Genomic DNA, 19519 nt, shown 5'->3' with positions numbered 1-19519 from the left:
ATAATTTCTTGTCAAAAAGATGAAAATCCATTACAATAAAATGGTTTGGAGGAATTATGAGCGCGAATCATATTATTAGAATTATCCCTGTATTAAAAATCAATAATCGTCATTTAAACCAAGAGTTTTTTGTAAATCAGCTGGGCATGAAGGCCATTTTAGAGGAAGCTGCTTTTCTGTCTTTGGGAGATCAGACTAAGACAGAGAAACTGCAACTGGAAGAATCACCCAGTATGCGGTCGCGGCGAGTAAAAGGTCCTAAAAAATTAGCCAGAATCGTTGTCAAGGTTGCAGATGCTAAAGAAATCGAGTCTCTATTGGCCCAAAAGCCTGCTTGGACAAAGCTGTATCAAGGAGAGAAAGGTTATGCTTTTGAAGCCCTGTCGCCAGAAGGCGACCTAGTTCTCCTGCACGCAGAAGAGAATAGAGCAAATCTGCAGGAAGTCACGGCAGCGCCTGAATTTGAAAAGCAAGAGGACTTCATCGGTCTTGGCCAATTTGAGATAGAGACGGTAGAAATTCGTGTGCCTGATGCCAATGAAGCTCAAGAATTTTATAGCAAGATTGAAAATGCGCTGGACTTTCTGACCTTTATAGAAGCAGAGGGTCAAGACTTGCAGGCAGACAATGCCCTAACTTGGGACTTGACCATGCTCAAAGCTCAGGTCAATCGTTTAGAAACCGCTTCGCTGCGTCCTGTCTTTGAAGGGCACGAAATCTTTGTACCCAAGTCAGATAAGTTCCTGCTGAGTCAGGATTCGAGCAAGATTGAATTGTGGTTTGAAGCATGACTCTAGAAAAAATCATCAGCAAAATCAAAGAACAGCTGAAAGACGGTATCTATCCCGGTGCTAGTCTGGCCTTGTATCAAGCTTGCCAGTGGCATGAATTCTACTTTGGTCTAGCTGATCCGCAAGAAAAAAAGGCCACTCAAGCGGGTTTGGTCTATGACTTGGCTAGCGTCAGCAAGGTGGTCGGAGTTGGTACTCTGGCAGCCTTTTTGTATGAGCAGGGCAAGCTGGAGCTGGATTTGCCCTTGCAGCATTACTATCCGGCCTTCCATCGAGAAGACGTGACCTTGCGTCAGCTCTTGACCCACACATCAGGACTAGATCCCTTTATTCCCAATCGTGATCAGCTGACAGCTCCCGAGTTGAAAGTAGCACTCAATCATTTGACAGTGCTTGAAGGTAAGACCTTCCGCTATACGGATGTGAATTTTCTGCTCTTGGGCTTTATGCTGGAAGAGATCTATGGTCAGGCCTTGGATCAGATTTTTCAAAGTCAGATTTTCCAGCCTTGGGGTTTGACTGAGACAGGTTTTGGGCCAGTTCCAGGAGCTGTGCCGACCGTTCGGGGTGTCCAGGATGGTCAGGTTCATGACCCTAAGGCGCGTGTGCTGGGTGTCCATGCTGGCAGTGCTGGCTTATTTTCAACTCTCAAGGATTTGGAAATATTTCTGGAACATTATCTGCAGGATGACTTTGCGGGCAATCTGACCCAAAATTTTTCCAAGGAGCTAAGCAAAAGACGCAGTCTAGCCTGGAATCTAGAGGGCTGCTGGCTGGATCACACTGGTTACACGGGAACCTTTATCATGTATAATCGCAAGGAGCAAAAGGCGGCTATTTTCCTATCCAACCGGACCTATGAAAAAGACGAGCGGGCTCAATGGATCTTGGATCGTAACCAGCTGATGGACCTGATAAGAAAAGAACTTTAAAAGACTCCGGCTGCAAGCCCCGGGGTTTTATCATGTCTGCCTATATAAATATCAGTCTCTAGCCCCAGTGATTTTCTCTTAATAAAAATCGCTTTTTTTGCCAAAGTATATTAAAATAAGATAGAGAGAATCTATAGACAAGAGAAGAATATGACAAAAGAAATCGGTGTCGGCAAGGCACATAGTAAAATTATTTTAATGGGAGAGCATTCGGTGGTCTACGGCTATCCGGCCATTTCCCTGCCCCTTAATCGTATTGAAGTGACCTGTCAGGTCTTTCCGTCTGAGCGGGCCTGGACCCTCTACGCCGAGGATACGCTGTCTATGGCTGTTTTTGCCTGTCTAGAACATCTAGGTCGGCAGGGGTCTAAGATTCGCTGTCAGGTGGAGTCCATGGTCCCTGAGAAGAGGGGGATGGGGTCTTCAGCCGCAGTTAGTATTGCAGCTATTCGGGCGGTCTTTGACTACTTTGAGGAAGAACTAGATGACCAGACACTGGAGATTCTGGCCAATCGGGCAGAGATGATTGCCCATATGAATCCCAGTGGCCTTGATGCCAAGACCTGCCTTAGCGATGTAGCTATTAAGTTCATCCGCAATTTCGGTTTCAGCGAGATTGAGCTAAATCTGGATGCCTTTTTAGTCATTGCAGATACGGGCATTCACGGTCATACCCGCGAAGCTATCCGTGCTGTAGAAAGTCAGGGTCAAAAAGCTCTGCCTTTGCTGCAGGAATTGGGGAATTTAACGAAAATCCTTGAGAAAGCCATTTCTATCAAGGATCTGATGACAATGGGACAAGCTATGACCAAGGCTCATGAGAAGCTAGCCAAGCTAGGGGTTTCTTGCCAGAAAGCAGATGAGTTGGTAGCGGCAGCTCTTGAAAATGGAGCTTTGGGAGCTAAGATGAGCGGTGGCGGTCTGGGTGGCTGTGTCATTGCTCTTGTAGGAGAAAGAAGTCAGGCGGATGTCTTAGCCACCGTATTGAGAGAGAAAGGGGCCATTAACACATGGATCGAAAGCCTGTAAGTGTCAAATCCTATGCCAATATTGCAATTGTCAAATATTGGGGGAAGAAAGATGCAGAAAAGATGATTCCGTCTACCAGCAGTATCTCGCTGACACTGGAAAATATGTATACCGAGACGCAGCTGAGTCCTTTGCCGGCTACAGCGACTGGAGATGAGTTTTATATTGACAGCCAGCTACAAAGCCCGGCAGAACATGCCAAAATCAGTAAGATTATTGACCGCTTCCGCTCTCCAGAAGATGGTTTTGTCCGCGTTGATACCAGCAACAATATGCCAACAGCTGCGGGTCTGTCTTCCAGCTCCAGTGGTCTGTCTGCCTTAGTCAAGGCCTGCAATGCTTATTTTCAGACGGGCTATCAGACGCAAGAGCTGGCCCAGCTGGCTAAGTTTGCTTCAGGATCATCTGCTCGGTCTTTCTTTGGTCCGCTAGCAGCCTGGGATAAGGACAGTGGGGCCATTTATCCAGTCAAGACGGATTTGAAACTAGCCATGATTATGCTGGTTCTGCACGATGAGAAAAAGCCCATTTCCAGCCGCGACGGTATGGAGCTCTGTGCCAAAACTTCCACGATTTTTCCAGATTGGATTGCCCAGTCTGCCTTGGATTATCAGGCTATGCTAGGCTATTTGCAGGACAATGATTTTGCCAAGGTGGGCCAGCTGACGGAGGAAAATGCTCTTCGAATGCATGCCACGACAGAAAAGGCTTATCCGCCGTTTTCTTATCTGACAGAGGAGTCTTACCAAGCTATGGATGCTGTCAGAAAGCTACGGGAGCAGGGCGAGCGTTGCTACTTTACCATGGACGCGGGACCAAATGTTAAGGTGCTCTGCTTGGAGGAAGACCTAGACCATCTGGTGGCCATTTTTGAGAAGGACTACCGACTTATCGTCTCCAAAACAAAGGACTTGTCAGATGAAGACTAATGCAAGAGTTCAAACCTGCGGCAAGCTCTATCTGGCGGGTGAATATGCAGTGCTGGCGGCAGGTCAGCCGGCCATTATCAAGGCCATTCCTATCTATATGACGGCGGAAATCCAGGCAGCCTCCGCCTATCGCTTGACATCAGATATGTTTGAACACAGCGCTAACCTAGAGTCAGACCCTGATTATGCCTTGATTCAGGAGGCGGTAGGGGTTATGAACACTTATTTGCTAGCCTTAGGCTACCAACTTCAGCCTTTTTCTCTGAAGATTAGTGGCAAGATGGAAAGAGAAGGCAAGAAGTTCGGGATTGGCTCCAGCGGTAGTGTTGCTATTCTGACCATCAAGGCTATGGCAGCCCTTTATGAGCTGGACTTAGAGCCAGAGCTGCTCTTTAAGCTGGCTTCTTACGTCCTCCTCAGGCGCGGAGACAATGGTTCCATGGGAGATCTAGCCTGCATTGCTTATGAAGACCTGATTTACTACCAATCTTTTGATAGAGAGCTGGTCCGCAAGCGTATGGACAAAGTTGATTTACAGCAATTACTAGCAGAGGATTGGGGTTTTGAAATTCGCAGTATTAAGCCTTGCTTAGCCATGGATTTTCTAGTTGGCTGGACCAAGCAGCCGGCGATTTCTAAGGACTTGGTCAATCAGGTCAAGTCAGCTATTTCGGAGTCCTTTTTGACAGGCAGTAGGACGCAGGTTGATGCTTTGGAGAGAGCTTTATTAGCAGGAGAGAAGTTCGCTATTCAGTCTAGTATGGAAAAGGCTAGTCAGCTATTAGAAAGGCTCAGCCCAGCTATTTATACAGACAGGCTGAAAGTCTTAAAAGAAGCGGCAGAGGGACTGAACTGTGTGGCTAAGAGCAGTGGTGCTGGAGGTGGCGACTGCGGGATTGCTCTCAGCTTTGATGCCGCATCTAGCAAGCAACTGATTCAAGCCTGGCAAGCAGCTGGCATTGAGCTATTATACAGAGAAAGGATGGGCCATGATGAGCCAGAATCGTAAGGACGACCATATCAAATACGCTTTAGAGCAGCGTCCGGGTTACAACAGTTTTGATGAAATGGAACTGGTTCACCGTTCTCTGCCCAAGTATGATTTGGCAGAGATTGACCTATCTACTCACTTTGCTGGTCGTGATTGGGACTTTCCTTTTTATATCAATGCCATGACTGGCGGCAGCCAAAAAGGCGGTCAGATCAATGAAAAGTTGGCTCAAGTAGCTGAAAGTTGTGGCCTTCTTTTTGTGACTGGCTCTTACAGCGCAGCCTTGAAAAATCCTTCTGATTCTTCCTATCAGGTAGCGGCTGGTCGACCTAATTTATTGCTGGCTACCAATATCGGCTTGGACAAGCCTTTTCAAGCCGCCCAGCAGGCAGTAGCTGATTTGCAGCCCCTCTTTTTGCAGGTCCATGTCAATCTCATGCAGGAATTGCTGATGCCGGAGGGCGAGCGGGAGTTTCGCTCTTGGAGACAGCACTTGGCGGATTATAGTCAGCGGCTGGATCTTCCCCTAATTCTTAAAGAAGTTGGCTTTGGCATGGATCGCTCTACTGTCGAAGAAGCGCGCTCCTTGGGCATTCAGACTTTTGATATTTCCGGCCGTGGCGGCACTAGCTTTGCCTATATTGAAAATCAGCGGGGTGGCAATCGTGACTACCTCAATGATTGGGGACAATCTACTCTGCAGAGCCTGTTGGCGCTTCAGCCATTGCGCGATGAGGTCGAACTCTTGGCTAGTGGAGGTGTCCGCCATCCTTTGGATATGATCAAAGCCCTGGTCTTAGGAGCTAAGGCGGTTGGCCTCTCTCGCGCCATGCTGGACTTGGTGGAAAATCACTCGGTGGAAGAGGTTATTGATATTGTAGAAAGCTGGAAATCAGATCTGCGCCTCATCATGTGCGCCCTGTCCTGCCGAAATTTGCAAGAATTAAAGAGTGTACCCTATCTACTCTACGGTCGGATAAAAGAAGCTCAGGAACAGATTAAATAGCATAAAGACATATAAAAAAGGCCATTAAGGCCTTTTTACTTGTCCTGTTTTCGTAAGTCGGTTAGAATTTCTTGAGCAGTAGCGAGGTTGAAAGTCTTCATGGCTGTTAAGCGATTGGCTACAGCAGCAATTTCTTCGCCTTGGGCTCCAGCTTGTAATGCTAAAGATTTGGCTTGCAATTTCATGTGTCCGGCTTGGATGCCAGTGCTGACCAGGGCTTTGAGGGCAGCGAAGTTTTGTGCCAATCCGACCGATACGATGAGGGAAGCCAAGTCCTTGGCCTGAGGCTGCCCTAGCAAGTCAAAGCTAGCTTCCACTGCGAGATTGAGACCAATGGAGCCTCCCTTAGTTGCAATGGGCATGGGCAGGGTCATCTGACCATGAAGCTGGCGTTTGTTTGGGTCTGCCGTCCAAGTAGAGAGGCCGCGGTAGCTTCCTTCTCGGCTGGCATAGGCATGGGCACCAGCTTCTATAGCCCTCCAGTCATTTCCAGTAGCCAGCACCAAAGCATCGATACCATTAAAGATGCCTTTATTGTGGGTAGCTGCTCGGTAAGGGTCGATCTGAGCTAGCTTGCTAGCCAGCTGCATTTTATCTGCAAGAAGTTCCGCCTCGGCCTTATCCCGACTGAGAAAACGATAGTCGATGACACAGCGGGCTGTTACTAGGCTATCTGTTGCATAGTTTGATAGGATAGCCATCAGACTTTTACCGCCAGTCAGCTCTTCCAGAGAAAGGGTGAGGGCCTCCAGCATGGTGTTGAGCATATTGGCACCCATGGCTTCCTGTGTATCCACAGAAAGATAAAAAATGAGGAAGTCATCCTTTGGCTCCAGCCAGAGATCTCTAGCTCCGCCCCCACGGGCAACAATCGATGGATAAGCTTGGTTAGCCTGTTCCAGTAACTCTTTCTTTTTCTTGAGAATATCTTTAATGGCTCGGTCTTTATCATCAACCTGATAGAGGGCGATCTGCCCAATCATCTGGCGTTTGTGAACCTCGGTTTCAAATCCGCCTGAACGTTTGATAATCTTAGCGGCAAAGCTAGCCGCTGCTACCACAGATGGCTCTTCTGTCACAAATGGAACTTGATAGTTTTTGCCATCCACCAGAAAGTATGGCACCAGAGAGTAAGGCAGAGCCAGAGTGGCTAGCACATTTTCACTCATCTGGTTGGCCGTTTCCAGAGGCAAAGTCTGCTGACTGTCTAGCAGCTGCCAATGTTCATCTTGTAAAAGTCCCTTTTCTTTCAACATCTGCAGCCGTTCAGCAGGAGTTTTTTTGGAAAATCCAGTCCAGTTTACTTTCATGATGATTTCTCAACTTTGATGTACTTGCGCTGGTGCTCTGCAATTTCTGCCAGAGCAAAGCTTTGGTCTTCATAGCCAGAGAAGCTGGCATTGCCCTCCGCATCCAGCTCAGCTTCTTCAAAAAAGATGCGCTCGTAGTCTGGGATGGAAAGAGCCTGACGTTGGTCTAATTCCTCTAGGCGTGTTTGAGATAGATGCTTTTCATAGCCCTCTACCAAATTGGCACTAAAGATTTCAGATACAGCTCCGCTGCCATAGCCGAAGAGAGCAATTCGATCACCAGCCTTGAGGTTGTCAGAGTTTTCTAAAAGAGACAGAAGACCTAGGAAGAGGGAGCCTGTATAGATATTTCCAACCTTTTGGCTGTAGAGAATAGAGGCTTCAAAGTTCTTTCTAAGCTGATCTTGCTGCTCTTGAGGCAGGCTTTTATCCATGATTTTATTGAGGCCTTTAAGGGCAAGTTTTGGATAGGGCAAGTGGAAGCAGTAGGCCGCAAAATCTTTGAGAGCTAGCTTGTGGCGCTTCTGGTACTCCATCCAAGTTGTCTTTAAGCTATCCAGATATTGCTGGGTTGAATAGAGGCCGTTGACATAAGGGGTTGTCGAGTAATTTGGGCGCCAAAAATCCATGATATCGCGCGTCTGAGCTACATTATCATCATTGAAAGCGAGGATACGAGGATTGCTGCTTATCAGCATAGAAATGGCTCCGGCTCCCTGTGTTGGCTCGCCAGGTGTGTTAATGCCGTACTTGGCAATGTCGCTAGCTAACACCAAAACTTTGCTGTCTGGATGTTTTTCGATATGGAGCTTGGCATAGTCCAGTGCAGCAGTTGCTCCATAGCAGGCTTCCTTGATTTCAAAGCTGCGGGCAAAAGGCTGGATACCCAAAAGGCCGTGGACAAAAACGGCTGCCGCCTTGCTCTGGTCGATCCCTGACTCAGTAGCCACGATGACCATATCAATCTTTTCTTTGTCCTCTGCTGTCAGGATGGGGTCTGCTGCCGCCGCTCCCAAGGTAACAATATCCTCAGTCAGAGGAGCAATGCTTAGTTCCTTGAGTAAGAGCCCCTTGCTAAGCTTGTCTGGGTCAGTCCCACGGGCTGCCGCTAAATCATTTAATTTTAAGACATAATTACTGGTCGCAAAACCGATTTTGTCGATTCCGATTGTCATTATAAGACCTCTTTAAATCCTTTTATTCTAGTATATTCCGAAAACTATTTTACCATACTTAGGAATAAAACTCTTACAAAAACATCTAATCTCAGCTAAATCAGGCTTAAGATGTATTTTCCAAAAGAAAAACAGCAGATGGCTCTACTGTTTGTTTACTGTGAGTTTGGTTTGGCGCTTTTTTAAGTAGTGATAGAGCTTGAGTACGACGGTGCCACTGGCCATGCCAATCGAGATGACCAAGGCCAGAATGACTACCAGAGTGGCGTGAATCATGGCCTGGCTATAGTCACCAGTGACAAAGAAAGCAGTCGTCCGATAGGAAATGTAGCCTGGGACTAAAGGTGCTAGAATGGCCAAAATAAAAACAACAGCAGGCGTTTTGTAGATGATGCTGAGGATTTGGCTGATGCAGGAACCAAGGATAGCAGCCACAAAGGTTGCTATGATGACGTTGGTCGGTCCTTTGAGCAGGAGATAGAGCAGCCAAATAGCCATGCCCAGCACTCCGCCAGGAATCAGCATACTGCGCTGGACGTTTAGAACGATTAAAAAAGTAATGATGGCCAGCAGGCTGGCAACTGCTTGCAGTAAGAAAGTCAAGATTGTCATAGGCTTATTTCATAATAAGGAGGGCAACAGAGGTACCTGCACCGAGAGCAAGAGTGATGAGGAGCGATTCAAAAAGCTTGCTCATCCCAGAGTTGATATGGTTGGTCATAATGTCACGCACAGAGTTGGTCAGAGCAATGCCGGGCACAAAAGGCATGACAGAACCCGCAATAATCAAATCATCTGTGGAGTTAAAACCAGAATAGCGTGTCCAGATATGAGCCAGCAGTCCGAAGACAAAGGCTCCAGCAAAAGCTGTCACAAAAGGAATGCGGATATATTTGTCAACGTACAAAGAAAAAGCAAAGCCAAAGAAGGTGGCAATGGCAGCCCCCAAAGCATCGTAGAAATTTCCGCCAAACATGATGGAGAAGAAGGGAGCACTGAGCGTTGCGGCAGCGATCAGCTGCTTGTTGTTATAGGGCAGCTCCTTAACTTTAAGGCAATTCAGCTCATCAAAAGCCTCCTGAAGACTGATTTCTCCTGTTACTAGCTGACGGGAGACCTGATTGACGTCGCAGACCTTCTCGATGTTGTAGTTGGTCTTGAGATTACGCTTCATCCGTGAGACATTTGTGTTTTCAATCGAAAAGAAAATAGCCACTGGCATTGCTAAGGCATTGCAGTCGATAATCCCTTGCGAATGAGCGATACGAATCATGGTGTCTTCCACCCGATAGGTCTCGGAGCCGCTCTGTAGCAGCAGTGTCCCAGCCAGCATGATGACATCTACCGCCAGATTGAAATCTTTGGCTTCTTCCCTGATACCTTTCTCTGTCATTTCCCCAGTCCTTTTCCTAGTATAGCAATAGAACCATTATACCATAAAGCCTCTGAAAAATATCATCAAGTTGGCAGTCACACGAAGTCTGAAATACAAAAAAGAAGATTGGAAATCTCCAATCTTCTTTCAAATGGTTTGTAAGTCCTTAGTCGTTATTAGCTCAAAGCATCGTCCATAGAGAGTACTTCGTGGAAGACACGTTGAGTCAATTCAGTCTTTTGCTCTGGAGTCAAGTACTTAGTATTTACACAGTAACCTGAGATACGAACGATAACATCTTCGCCAGACATAATCTTGTCGTAAACATCCTTCAAGTCCATAACGTTCAAGTTAACGTGCTGACCACCGTTTTCGAAGTAGCCATCCAGGATAGTAACCAAGTTGTCTACTTGTTCGTCGTGAGTCTTACCAAGCGCACGAGGTGATACTTGAGTTGTCAATGAGATACCGTCAGCTGCGTAACTGAAGTCCAAGCTAGCAAGAGAGTTCAAGTTTTGCAACCAGCCACCTTTTGCCTTGTTAGATGGGTTAGCACCTGGTGAGAAGAACTCAAGTTTAGACAAGTTCACAGTACCATCTTCATTGAGGTATACTCCTTTATGGACTGGTGAGTTACCAGTTTGTTTAGAGTAAGCAACGTTAGATGTGATAGTAAGAAGAGAAACAGTAGCTTCTGCATTCTTGTAAAGTTTGTGACTGCGCAGACGAGTTGTGTAAGCTTCTACCAACCATTCAGCCAGTTCGTTTGAGCGAGGATCATCTTCACCCCAACGTGGGTATTCTCCGATTGTTTCATAGTCGTAGATATAGCCGTTTTCGTCGCGGATTGGCTTAACAGTTGCGTACTTGATAGCAGACAAGGTATCAACAGTGTTGGCAAAACCACAGATACCGAATCCCATGTTAGCACGTTGGTAAGTTGGCAAGAAGGCCATTTGAACAGCTTCGTAGTTGTACTTGTCAGTCATGTAGTGGATGATGTTCAAGGCATCTACGTAAGTGTCAGTCAACCAATCCAGAGATTTTTCAAAGTTCGCTTTAACTGATTCGAATTCAAGAACTTCGTCACGGATAGGCTCGATGTCAAATACCTTGTAGTCTTTATGAACATCGTCGTAACCACCGTTGAGACCTGTCAGAAGGGCTTTCAGTACGTTTACACGAGCACCAAAGTATTGGATGTTGTGGCGTTGTTCTTCATTTTCAGGATCAAGTGGAGACACACAGCAAGAGATACAGCTCATTTCACCGTAGCCGTCTTTAGCCATAGTTGTTACACCTTCGTATTGGATAGAAGAGTGCTTGTGGCTCATGTGCATACAGTAGCGACGGAATGAGTATGGAAGTTTATCAGTCCAGAGAACGGTCAAGTTTGGCTCTGGAGAGTTACCAATGTTGTCAAGTGTGTTAAGGAAACGATAGTCCATCTTTGTAACACGGTGACGGCCGTCGTTACCCATACCTGCCATAGAAGTAGTGATGAAGGTTGGGTCACCAGAGTAAAGTTGGTCATAAGCTTTCGTACGAGCAAACTTCACTGTACGAAGTTTCATAACGAAATCATCAACAAATTCTTGGATTTCTGATTCAGTGTAAGTACCGCGAGCTAAGTCACGTTCTGCGTAGATGTCAAGAACGATAGGCACACGTCCGAGAGAAGTAGCAGCACCGTTGATAACACGGCAGACAGCCATGAAGGCGATGTTAGTCCATTGGATGGCTTCTTTAACGTCAAAAGCAGGACGGCGAACATCGACTCCGTAAAGGTCACCAAGTTTTACAACTTCACCGAGTGCTTGGTATTGCAGGTTGATTTCTTCGCGCAGACGGATTGTTTCTTCGTCAATATCAGTCAAACCATTCCAGTCGCGAACTTTTTCAGCCATGAGGTAGTCAGCTCCATAAAGAGCAAGACGTGCGTAAACTCCGATGATACGTCCACGTGAGTAAGCATCTGGAAGACCAGTTACAGTGTGGGCGTGACGAGCACGGCGGATGTTAGAAGTGTAAGCACGGAAGATACCGTCATTTACTGTAGTAACATATTTAGTAAAGATTTCATGAACAGCAGGATCTGGTTCGTATCCATTTTCTTTCAAAGTAGTTTCAGCCATGCGGATACCACCTTTTGGCATGAAGTTCAATTTGAAGAGTTCGTCGTTTTGGATACCGTAAATCAGTTCGTTGTCCTTGTCAATGTAACCAGCGTCAATATCAGCGATAGATGCTGGACGAGTGTCCATTGGGAAACGAGTTTCTTCGTAGTGAGCTTTTGTTTCTTCTACGATTTTCTTGATGTGGAGTGAGCGCTCAGTAGGACCTGCCAAGAAGCTTTCATCTCCATCATAAGGTGTGTAGTTAGCTTGAACGAAGCGAGAAACACTTGCTTTCTCTTTCCAGTCTTCACCTTTGAAACCTTCCCAAGCTTTGTCAAAAATATCTTGAGCTTCAACAACTGTTTTTACAACCATTTGATTTTCCTCTTTATTCTAGCAACATAAACTGTTACATTTATAAGTAAAGTATATCATACGGTAATCGGTTTCACAAACCATTTTCGGCAGAAAGAAAGACTTTCTTTTATAATACAGAAAGTAAAAAGTCGCGGATGTGTACTATAGATTTGAAAAACATAACTCTTTTCAAATATTTTGGAAAAATGGGTAAAAAAGTTATAATAAAAGTAATTAAAATATCATATAAAAATTACTGACGAAGAATCTTACATTTAAAATACTTTTTACAAGAACGAAAAACTGTTTCAGATTTATTTGAGTAAAAGGGCTGACTTTGTGAAAGTTTGCAAGCTGAGATTGATGGTAGGAGAAAGGAGGAGAGCATGCTGATTTTTCCACTGATTAACGATACATCTCGGAAGATTATCCACATTGATATGGATGCTTTTTTCGCTTCGGTGGAAGAGCGGGATAATCCTAAGTTAAAGGGGCATCCGGTCATCATTGGCAGCGACCCCCGCTTGACTGGCGGTCGTGGTGTCGTCTCCACCTGCAATTATGAGGCCAGAAAGTTCGGAGTTCATTCGGCAATGAGCTCCAAGGAAGCCTATGAGCGTTGTCCCCAGGGCATTTTTATTTCGGGGAATTACGAAAAATATCAGGCGGTCGGCTTGCAGATCCGAGAAATTTTCAAACGCTATACGGACTTGATTGAGCCCATGAGCATCGACGAGGCTTATCTGGATGTAACGGAAAACAAGCTTGGGATTAAATCCGCAGTCAAAATAGCCAAGCTGATTCAGCACGATATCTGGAATGAACTCCATCTGACAGCTTCGGCAGGCGTTTCTTATAATAAGTTTCTGGCCAAGATTGCCAGTGACTATGAGAAGCCTCATGGTCTGACTGTCATTCTTCCTGAGGAAGCAGAGGCCTTTCTGGCGCCTATGGATATTGCCAAGTTTCATGGAGTTGGTAAGAAGAGCGTTGAAAAACTACATGACATGGGTATTTATACCGGTGCAGATCTGCTCAAGATACCAGAAATGACCCTGATTGATAAGTTTGGCCGCTTTGGTTTTGATCTCTACCGGAAAGCGCGTGGCATCAGTAATAGTCCAGTCAAATCCAATCGTATTCGTAAGTCGATCGGGAAGGAGCGGACCTATGCCAAACTGCTCTATAGTGAGGAGGACATCAAGAAAGAGCTGACCCTGCTGGCACAGAAGGTAGAAAATAGCCTGACTAAGCATGATAAGAAAGGACGAACCATCGTTCTGAAAATTCGTTATGCCGATTTCTCCACCTTGACTAAAAGAAAAAGTTTGGCTCTAGCCACTAAAGACAAGGAGCAAATCGAGCGAACGGCTCATGAGATATACGATAGCTTGGAAGAACAACCACGAGGTATCCGGCTGCTAGGACTGACAGTGACGGGGTTTGAATAAAGATAAAGGCTTGGTTCATTACCAGGCTTTTTTAGATATAGTTTTTAGAATGAGAGAGTTGCTTGTGACGAGTTTCTAAGTTGGCTGATAATTTTCATTAACTAAAAATAATCTTTTTTGAAAAAATACTGGACAAAGTTTTCTGTGTCTGTTATACTGAGTTTATAAAATAAAAAACCGCCTGGTCGGTTTTTAAAAAGAAAGGAGCAGAAATGAAGAAATCTGTAGTAGAAAAAACAAGCGAGCACATCCTCAAGTTTAATCAGGAGCTGGATCGGCAGCGGGAAGGTCAGAAAGAGTTTTTGCAGCAGCAGGCAGAAAAACGTAAGGTGTGGCTAGAAAAGATAACACAGGGTGAGAATGGCATACGCTATTCTAAGTGGGGAGTCAAAGCTGGATATGCTGTCCTTGCTGGTGGCTTGCTGACTTCTGTCTTTAGCCCATGGCGAGGACTGGGTATTATGGCAGTAGGGGGTCTGAGCCTTGCCTCCAATCTCTGGCATATCCGGCGATTGCAAAATCAAGAAAGGAGCAAGTAGCAGAGAAATGGCCTGTCTTAAGCATCAGAGTCAGGACAACTTAGAAACTAAAAGCAGCAGGCAGTAGCTAAACGGTGCTGACATAGCTTTTAGCATTATTTTGTCTATCTTTGCTTTTTATTTTAGGCAAAGACTAAAAGACTACGTTTTCTATTTGGCGCAGGTCTTTATTTTTTATAACAAAACAAACCGAATGGTCGGATTTTAAAAATCTGCGTTTCAAAACAGGCAATCATCTGAAAGACTGAAAGTAAAGGATGCTTTTGTCCAGTTTTCGGATGACTTTTCACTATTCTACATTTGATAAGGAGTTATCGTATGAACAAACAAACACATGTAGAGCCAGAGACAAGGCATATCCTGCCCTTTCTGGCCTGGACTTTTGGCATTACCTGGGGATCCTGGCTGCTTCAGTATATTTTAACCGCCCTGAAGCTGACCAGCGGGGCTGATCCTTTGGGCTTTGCTCTCAATTTCATCGGGGGCTTCGGACCGACCTTGGGAACTTTTATCAGCCTCAAAATTTCTCATCCTAAGAAGATGCTGGACTTTATCTTTTCTCATGCTAAGGGCTGGTGGATTTACATGCTGGTCTTCTGTCTGGTTCGGGTTTTGACCCTTTTTATCGCCAATCCTGTATTACCGTCGCTCAATGCCATTCTGATGTTTCCTCTGGGCTGGACCTTTGTCACCTTTGCTGGGGGCGGGAATGAAGAGCTGGGCTGGCGGGGCCTCCTGCAGCCGGCTCTGGAGAAAAAATTCTCCTTCCCTCTGGCAACTGTCATCACGGCTCTGGTCTGGGTGGCCTGGCATCTGCCCCTCTGGCTGATTCCGGGAACGAGTCAAAGTCAGATTTCTTTGCCCTTCTATCTCTCCTTTGGTATCTTGCTCTGTTTCTGTCAGGCGGTTCTCTACAAGCAGACGGCCTCTGTCTTTGCCTGCATGGTCTTTCACGGCTGCATTAACTTTGCTCAGGCGACGATTGTCGGCAGTGCTACAAACGGCGGAAGGTATCTCAGCTTCCAGGCTGCTAATCTAATCATGACCGCTCTGCTGGTCGGCTGGTGGTATTGGAAGGGCAACCGGAAAGGAGTTCAGAAAGATGCAGGCTAAAAATCTTGGCAATCGCTCTTCTGCCAAAGAAAAAGGAGTAATCATATGAACACACAAACACATGTACGACCAGAACCCAAGCATATTTGCCCTTTCTGGCCTGGACTTTTGGCATTACCTGGGGATCCTGGCTGCTTCAGTATATTTTAACCGCCCTGAAGCTGACCAGCGGGGCTGATCCTTTGGGCTTTGCTCTCAATTTCATCGGGGGCTTCGGACCGACCTTGGGAACTTTTATCAGCCTCAAAATTTCTCATCCTAAGAAGATGCTGGACTTTATCTTTTCTCATGCTAAGGGCTGGTGGATTTACATGCTGGTCTTCTGTCTGGTTCGGGTTTTGACCCTTTTTATCGCCAATCCTGTATTACCGTCGCTCAATGCCATTCTGATGTTTCCTCTGGGCTGGACCTTTGTCACCTTTGCTGGGGGCGGGAATGAAGAGCTGGGCTGGCGGGGCCTCCTGCAGCCGGCTCTGGAGAAAAAATTCTCCTTCCCTCTGGCAACTGTCATCACGGCTCTGGTCTGGGTGGCCTGGCATCTGCCCCTCTGGCTGATTCCGGGAACGAGTCAAAGTCAGATTTCTTTGCCCTTCTATCTCTCCTTTGGTATCTTGCTCTGTTTCTGTCAGGCGGTTCTCTACAAGCAGACGGCCTCTGTCTTTGCCTGCATGGTCTTTCACGGCTGCATTAACTTTGCTCAGGCGACGATTGTCGGCAGTGCTACAAACGGCGGAAGGTATCTCAGCTTCCAGGCTGCTAATCTAATCATGACCGCTCTGCTGGTCGGCTGGTGGTATTGGAAGGGCAACCGGAAAGGAGTTCAGAAAGATGCAGGCTAAAAATCTTGGCAATCGCTCTTCTGCCAAAGAAAAAGGAGTAATCATATGAACACACAAACACATGTACGACCAGAACCCAAGCATATTTGGCCTTTCTTAGCTTGGACCTTTGGTATTAGCTGGGGAACCTGGCTGATTCTGTATATTTTAACCGCCCTGAAGCTGACCAGCGGGGCTGAGCCTTTGGGCTACGCTCTCATTATCATCGGTGGCTTCGGACCGGCCTTGGGAACTTTTCTCAGCCTCAAAATTTCTCATCCTAAGAAGATGCTGGACTTTATCTTTTCCCATGCCAAGGGCTGGTGGATTTATATGCTGGCCTTCTGCCTGGTTCGGGTTTTGACCCTTTTTATCGCCAATCCAGCCTTGCCGCCTCTGAATGCCATTCTGATGTTTCCTCTGGGCTGGACCTTTATCACCTTTGCTGGGGGCGGGAATGAAGAGCTGGGCTGGCGGGGCCTCCTGCAACCGGCTCTGGAGAAAAAATTCTCCTTCCCTCTGGCAACAGTCATCACGGCTCTGGTCTGGGTGGCCTGGCATCTGCCCCTCTGGCTGATTCCGGGAACGAGTCAAAGTCAGGTTTCTTTGCCCTTCTATATTTTCTTTTGTATCCTGCTCAGTTTCTGTCTGGCGGTTCTCTACAAGCAGACGGCCTCTGTATTTGCCTGCATGGTCTTTCACGGCTGCATTAACTTTGCTCAGGCGACGATTGTCGGCAGTGCTACAAATGGCGGAAGGCATCTCATCTTCCAGGCTACTAATCTGCTCATGACCGCCCTGCTGGTCGGCTGGTGGTACTGGAAGGGCAATCGGAAAGGAGCTGAGAAAGATGCAAGCTAGAAACTATAAAGATTCCTCATCTGTCAAGCAAATTCTAATTTTTCTGCTCTGGACTTTTGGCATCAGCTGGTCTGCCTGGCTGGCTTCGGCTTTCCTGAGGATTCCCGTTATTTCCCAGGTCCTAACCATCGCTGGTGTTTTTGGCCCGGCCATTGGAGCCAAACTGGTCTTAGGAAAATCGTTCAAGGAGCTCTTGGCTTCTATCGGATCGGCCCGAAAAAGGACTTGGGTCCATCTCTTGATTTTGACAATTCTTTATACCCTTTCCATAGTCTTTTGGAGCCCGCTCCTGCCTGGTTTTAGCCCCCTCAGGATTGCTCTGCTTTTTCTCATGACGACTTTTCTGACAGGCGGCAATGAAGAGATTGGCTGGCAAGGTTTTCTGCAACCGACTCTGGAAAGACTTCTGCCCTTTCCGATAGCGACTGTAACAACCGGTCTGATTTGGGCTGTCTGGCATCTGCCCCTCTTCTTTACCCCTGGCAGCAGTCAGGCAGGGACTTCTTTTCTAGTCTTTACTGCCGCCTGCCTGCTCGCCCGTTTCTGGCTGGCGGCTCTTTACAAGGTCAGTCAGTCTGTCCTCTATTGTGTCCTCTTTCATGGGCTCATTAATACTATTGGCGAAGGCATCTTTGTAGGCAAGGGAACGGAAAGTCCCCTCTTTTTCCTAGGCTATATCTTGATGGTGGCTTACAGTATCTATCTTTGGTATCAAAGGGATCAGCAAGACAAGGCTTAAAGATATTTTTATGATTTTGTATTTCTCCGGCTTTTTTGGTAGAATAAAGCTATATTAGAAACAAAGGGGAACAGAATGGCGCAGCGAAAAGACAAATCCCAGGCCATGAGAGAAAAAATTTTAAATACATCAACCCAGCTCTTTATCCAAAAGGGGTCCGAAAAGACCAGTATGCAGGATATTGCTCAGACGGCGGGCATCTCAAAGGGGGCTATCTACCATCATTTCAAGTCAAAAGATGAGATTGTCCTTGCGGTGTTGAGGAGCCGGCAGGAGCTGATGGAAGAAGAGATGAAGCAGTGGCTCAAGGCTACGGAAAATCTGACTGGCAGGGAGCAGCTGCAGACCATCCTCAAGTCTAATCTGGAAAGTCAGACAGCCCGGGCTACGGACGGCATTGTGGGTGAGTATGAGAAGGACGCGGGCTTTATTTTGACCATGATGCGGGACAATCTGCGGATAGGCGCCCCTGTGGTCAGTGACATTATCAAAAAAGGGATGGCAGATGGCTCCCTTCAGACCCAGTATCCGGAAGAGGCTGCAGAAGTTTTTCTGCTGCTGGTGAACTTCTGGATGCATGGGACCGCTTTTGAAAGTGAGCCCGAAAAACTGCCAGAACGTTTCCATTTTCTGCAGTTTATGATGACCTCGGTCGGTCTGGATATCTTTACTGACGAGCTCCTGCAGCTCTTTAGCCGGAAAAATAAGGCATAAAAAAGGCGATAGGACAGAACTAAAAAATTTAATTCTGTCCCAGCCTTTTTATTTATGTGCTGAATATACTGTGGATATCTTCCTCGGTCAGGCCGATTAGGGGGTCGATTTTCAGAGAAAAGTTTTGAAAAGCAGGCTGAGCGTCTCCGCTTTATGCTGGAATCCATTGGCATTGATATTCTTAGTGACGAGCTGATGGAGCAGACTTTGACATACTTAAAACGAAGCTAAGCGATGATTGGCACACCGAATTTTCCAACTTCAATTGTAGAAAGTTAATATAAAGAGGATAGCAAACTGTCCTCTTTATAATTCAATATTTGGAAATTTGTCATGGATTTGATTTTTTAAACGAGTTAAAGCAAGATCTGTTTTAGAAACGTTTTGATGTCTTAGAGGCAGTTTCTCTTCGTTGCCATCAGAAAGGACAACCCGAATCTCATTTTTTCTGATGATTGGAAATATAGAAATCATCAATGAATAGCTATGATGATAAATTGTTAGCGCGTCATGTATGTCACATGTTTTAAAGCTAGATTTGTAACTGACCAGATGATTCTTATAAAAGAAGACACGAATATCTGGGTCAACATAACCACCATTGTTTTCAATCTGATCCAGCGTTTCATTCAACTCGGGATAGAGTTTGAAAAAATCATTCAATCTTTTATGGTTTAAGTAATAACGAATGAACCCGATCAAAATGCAGAATATAGCAATATAGGTGAAGAAAGTGAAGGAAGTTGTTCCACCTTTTTGGAATTCTTTGTCATCAGAGAGAGTGATGTAGTATTTCAGTTGTTGGTTATTTTCATCATTAAATAGATACGAGTTCATGATTTTAGCGTAATCAGGAATATCTGAAGCTGAGTGTACTGAGGCAATCAACCATTTTGGCTCTCCTCCTAAAGTATTCGCTTTTTCTAGTTCATCTACGAATCGGCTAGTTGAAGAATCATTGCGTAGGCCAATATCGCTTTCCCTACCATTTTTATCTATATAAGATACTTTGTAGAAATAGGTTGAGTCATGATCTTCTTTTAACTCTGCAACCGGTCCATCAATATGAGTGATTTGTATTGCTTGGCTGTAGGAGGTGTCAGAGATTTTTGCAGAAAGAATTTTTCCTTCTTTTCGCAGGGTTTCCACACTGATATCCTTAATTCCTGTTGATGAACGGGTACCCAATAAAATGAGACAGCATCCTACAAGCCCCCATTTTATTAGAGAGGCATATTTATTGTATTTCATTAATATCTCCTTTGAAGAAAG

At 45.9% G+C, this 19519-nt stretch carries 18 protein-coding genes and 1 pseudogene; 13 read left to right on the top strand and 6 right to left on the bottom strand.

Going from position 1 to position 19519, the window contains the following annotated elements:
* Positions 1-56: 56 nt before the first annotated feature.
* The 6 genes from J1C77_RS10280 to fni all read left to right on the top strand — a co-directional run bounded on the left by J1C77_RS10280 (position 57) and on the right by fni (position 5678).
* Positions 57-791: a CppA N-terminal domain-containing protein gene (locus tag J1C77_RS10280; RefSeq protein WP_002923137.1), complete on the top strand. Its 735-nt coding sequence runs from the start codon at positions 57-59 to the stop codon at positions 789-791.
* Positions 788-1723, top strand: coding sequence for a serine hydrolase domain-containing protein (locus J1C77_RS10275; protein ID WP_002923138.1), 936 nt, complete (start codon positions 788-790; stop codon positions 1721-1723). Before J1C77_RS10280 ends, J1C77_RS10275 begins: the two co-directional genes overlap by 4 nt.
* Positions 1724-1873: 150 nt before the next feature.
* Positions 1874-2752 (top strand): mevalonate kinase, encoded by an 879-nt coding sequence (gene mvk, locus J1C77_RS10270; RefSeq protein WP_002923140.1) that lies wholly within the window; start codon positions 1874-1876, stop codon positions 2750-2752.
* A complete protein-coding gene (gene mvaD, locus J1C77_RS10265) occupies positions 2734-3681 on the top strand; it encodes a diphosphomevalonate decarboxylase (RefSeq protein WP_002923143.1) in 948 nt (315 codons plus the stop codon). The genes mvk and mvaD overlap by 19 nt, the downstream gene beginning before the upstream one ends.
* A complete protein-coding gene (locus J1C77_RS10260; protein WP_002923145.1) occupies positions 3671-4690 on the top strand; it encodes a phosphomevalonate kinase in 1020 nt (339 codons plus the stop codon). Before mvaD ends, J1C77_RS10260 begins: the two co-directional genes overlap by 11 nt.
* Positions 4671-5678 (top strand): type 2 isopentenyl-diphosphate Delta-isomerase, encoded by a 1008-nt coding sequence (gene fni, locus J1C77_RS10255; protein ID WP_002923149.1) that lies wholly within the window; start codon positions 4671-4673, stop codon positions 5676-5678. Before J1C77_RS10260 ends, fni begins: the two co-directional genes overlap by 20 nt.
* 35 nt (positions 5679-5713) lie before the next feature.
* Here fni and J1C77_RS10250 read toward each other — a convergent pair whose 3' ends face one another.
* From J1C77_RS10250 to pflB, 5 genes are all read right to left on the bottom strand, one after another.
* Positions 5714-6988, bottom strand: a complete 1275-nt coding sequence (locus J1C77_RS10250; protein WP_002923150.1) for a hydroxymethylglutaryl-CoA reductase, degradative — start codon at positions 6986-6988, stop codon at positions 5714-5716.
* Positions 6985-8163: a hydroxymethylglutaryl-CoA synthase gene (locus J1C77_RS10245; protein WP_002923151.1), complete on the bottom strand. Its 1179-nt coding sequence runs from the start codon at positions 8161-8163 to the stop codon at positions 6985-6987. The genes J1C77_RS10250 and J1C77_RS10245 overlap by 4 nt, the downstream gene beginning before the upstream one ends.
* Before the next feature lie 144 nt (positions 8164-8307).
* Positions 8308-8775 carry a threonine/serine exporter family protein gene (locus J1C77_RS10240; RefSeq protein ID WP_002923159.1) on the bottom strand — a complete coding sequence of 156 codons (468 nt, stop codon included), beginning with the start codon at positions 8773-8775 and terminating at the stop codon, positions 8308-8310.
* A gap of 4 nt (positions 8776-8779) precedes the next feature.
* A complete protein-coding gene (locus J1C77_RS10235; RefSeq protein WP_002903742.1) occupies positions 8780-9556 on the bottom strand; it encodes a threonine/serine exporter family protein in 777 nt (258 codons plus the stop codon).
* Positions 9557-9714: 158 nt separating this feature from the next.
* A complete protein-coding gene (gene pflB, locus J1C77_RS10230; RefSeq protein WP_002923161.1) occupies positions 9715-12030 on the bottom strand; it encodes a formate C-acetyltransferase in 2316 nt (771 codons plus the stop codon).
* Positions 12031-12398: 368 nt separating this feature from the next.
* Between pflB and dinB the strand changes: the two genes are divergently transcribed.
* The 7 genes and pseudogenes from dinB to J1C77_RS10195 all read left to right on the top strand — a co-directional run bounded on the left by dinB (position 12399) and on the right by J1C77_RS10195 (position 18247).
* Positions 12399-13463: a DNA polymerase IV gene (gene dinB / locus J1C77_RS10225; RefSeq protein ID WP_042763150.1), complete on the top strand. Its 1065-nt coding sequence runs from the start codon at positions 12399-12401 to the stop codon at positions 13461-13463.
* Between the two features lie 212 nt (positions 13464-13675).
* Entirely contained in the window at positions 13676-14002 is a 327-nt protein-coding gene (locus tag J1C77_RS10220) for a hypothetical protein (protein ID WP_002923164.1), read from the top strand.
* Between the two features lie 318 nt (positions 14003-14320).
* Complete coding sequence (locus tag J1C77_RS10215) at positions 14321-15115, top strand: CPBP family intramembrane glutamic endopeptidase (protein WP_427195080.1); 795 nt, start codon at positions 14321-14323, stop codon at positions 15113-15115.
* A 45-nt stretch (positions 15116-15160) separates the two neighbouring features.
* Positions 15161-15954: pseudogene (locus J1C77_RS10210) on the top strand (CPBP family intramembrane glutamic endopeptidase).
* Positions 15955-15999: 45 nt separating this feature from the next.
* The gene (locus J1C77_RS10205; protein ID WP_427195078.1) at positions 16000-16794 is read left to right on the top strand and encodes a CPBP family intramembrane glutamic endopeptidase; all 795 of its coding nucleotides are present in this window, start codon (positions 16000-16002) and stop codon (positions 16792-16794) included.
* The gene (locus J1C77_RS10200; protein ID WP_002923167.1) at positions 16784-17533 is read left to right on the top strand and encodes a CPBP family intramembrane glutamic endopeptidase; all 750 of its coding nucleotides are present in this window, start codon (positions 16784-16786) and stop codon (positions 17531-17533) included. The genes J1C77_RS10205 and J1C77_RS10200 overlap by 11 nt, the downstream gene beginning before the upstream one ends.
* A 75-nt stretch (positions 17534-17608) precedes the next feature.
* On the top strand, positions 17609-18247 hold the full coding sequence (locus tag J1C77_RS10195) for a TetR/AcrR family transcriptional regulator (protein ID WP_002923168.1): 639 nt from the start codon (positions 17609-17611) through the stop codon (positions 18245-18247).
* 306 nt (positions 18248-18553) lie between these two features.
* Here the strand turns inward: J1C77_RS10195 and J1C77_RS10190 are convergent, their stop codons facing one another.
* Positions 18554-19498 carry a hypothetical protein gene (locus tag J1C77_RS10190; protein WP_002923169.1) on the bottom strand — a complete coding sequence of 315 codons (945 nt, stop codon included), beginning with the start codon at positions 19496-19498 and terminating at the stop codon, positions 18554-18556.
* Positions 19499-19519: the final 21 nt, after the last annotated feature.

The organism is Streptococcus sanguinis (assembly GCF_050223295.1).
Taxonomy (GTDB): domain Bacteria; phylum Bacillota; class Bacilli; order Lactobacillales; family Streptococcaceae; genus Streptococcus; species Streptococcus sanguinis_X.
This window is presented reverse-complemented; position numbering and strand designations above follow the sequence as displayed.

Coding starts and splice junctions, on each gene's coding strand:
- J1C77_RS10280 (WP_002923137.1), top strand. CDS start 57: ATGAGCGCGAATCATATTATTAGAATTATCCCTGTATTAAAAATCAAT.
- J1C77_RS10275 (WP_002923138.1), top strand. CDS start 788: ATGACTCTAGAAAAAATCATCAGCAAAATCAAAGAACAGCTGAAAGAC.
- mvk (WP_002923140.1), top strand. CDS start 1,874: ATGACAAAAGAAATCGGTGTCGGCAAGGCACATAGTAAAATTATTTTA.
- mvaD (WP_002923143.1), top strand. CDS start 2,734: ATGGATCGAAAGCCTGTAAGTGTCAAATCCTATGCCAATATTGCAATT.
- J1C77_RS10260 (WP_002923145.1), top strand. CDS start 3,671: ATGAAGACTAATGCAAGAGTTCAAACCTGCGGCAAGCTCTATCTGGCG.
- fni (WP_002923149.1), top strand. CDS start 4,671: ATGATGAGCCAGAATCGTAAGGACGACCATATCAAATACGCTTTAGAG.
- J1C77_RS10250 (WP_002923150.1), bottom strand. CDS start 6,988: ATGAAAGTAAACTGGACTGGATTTTCCAAAAAAACTCCTGCTGAACGG.
- J1C77_RS10245 (WP_002923151.1), bottom strand. CDS start 8,163: ATGACAATCGGAATCGACAAAATCGGTTTTGCGACCAGTAATTATGTC.
- J1C77_RS10240 (WP_002923159.1), bottom strand. CDS start 8,775: ATGACAATCTTGACTTTCTTACTGCAAGCAGTTGCCAGCCTGCTGGCC.
- J1C77_RS10235 (WP_002903742.1), bottom strand. CDS start 9,556: ATGACAGAGAAAGGTATCAGGGAAGAAGCCAAAGATTTCAATCTGGCG.
- pflB (WP_002923161.1), bottom strand. CDS start 12,030: ATGGTTGTAAAAACAGTTGTTGAAGCTCAAGATATTTTTGACAAAGCT.
- dinB (WP_042763150.1), top strand. CDS start 12,399: ATGCTGATTTTTCCACTGATTAACGATACATCTCGGAAGATTATCCAC.
- J1C77_RS10220 (WP_002923164.1), top strand. CDS start 13,676: ATGAAGAAATCTGTAGTAGAAAAAACAAGCGAGCACATCCTCAAGTTT.
- J1C77_RS10215 (WP_427195080.1), top strand. CDS start 14,321: ATGAACAAACAAACACATGTAGAGCCAGAGACAAGGCATATCCTGCCC.
- J1C77_RS10205 (WP_427195078.1), top strand. CDS start 16,000: ATGAACACACAAACACATGTACGACCAGAACCCAAGCATATTTGGCCT.
- J1C77_RS10200 (WP_002923167.1), top strand. CDS start 16,784: ATGCAAGCTAGAAACTATAAAGATTCCTCATCTGTCAAGCAAATTCTA.
- J1C77_RS10195 (WP_002923168.1), top strand. CDS start 17,609: ATGGCGCAGCGAAAAGACAAATCCCAGGCCATGAGAGAAAAAATTTTA.
- J1C77_RS10190 (WP_002923169.1), bottom strand. CDS start 19,498: ATGAAATACAATAAATATGCCTCTCTAATAAAATGGGGGCTTGTAGGA.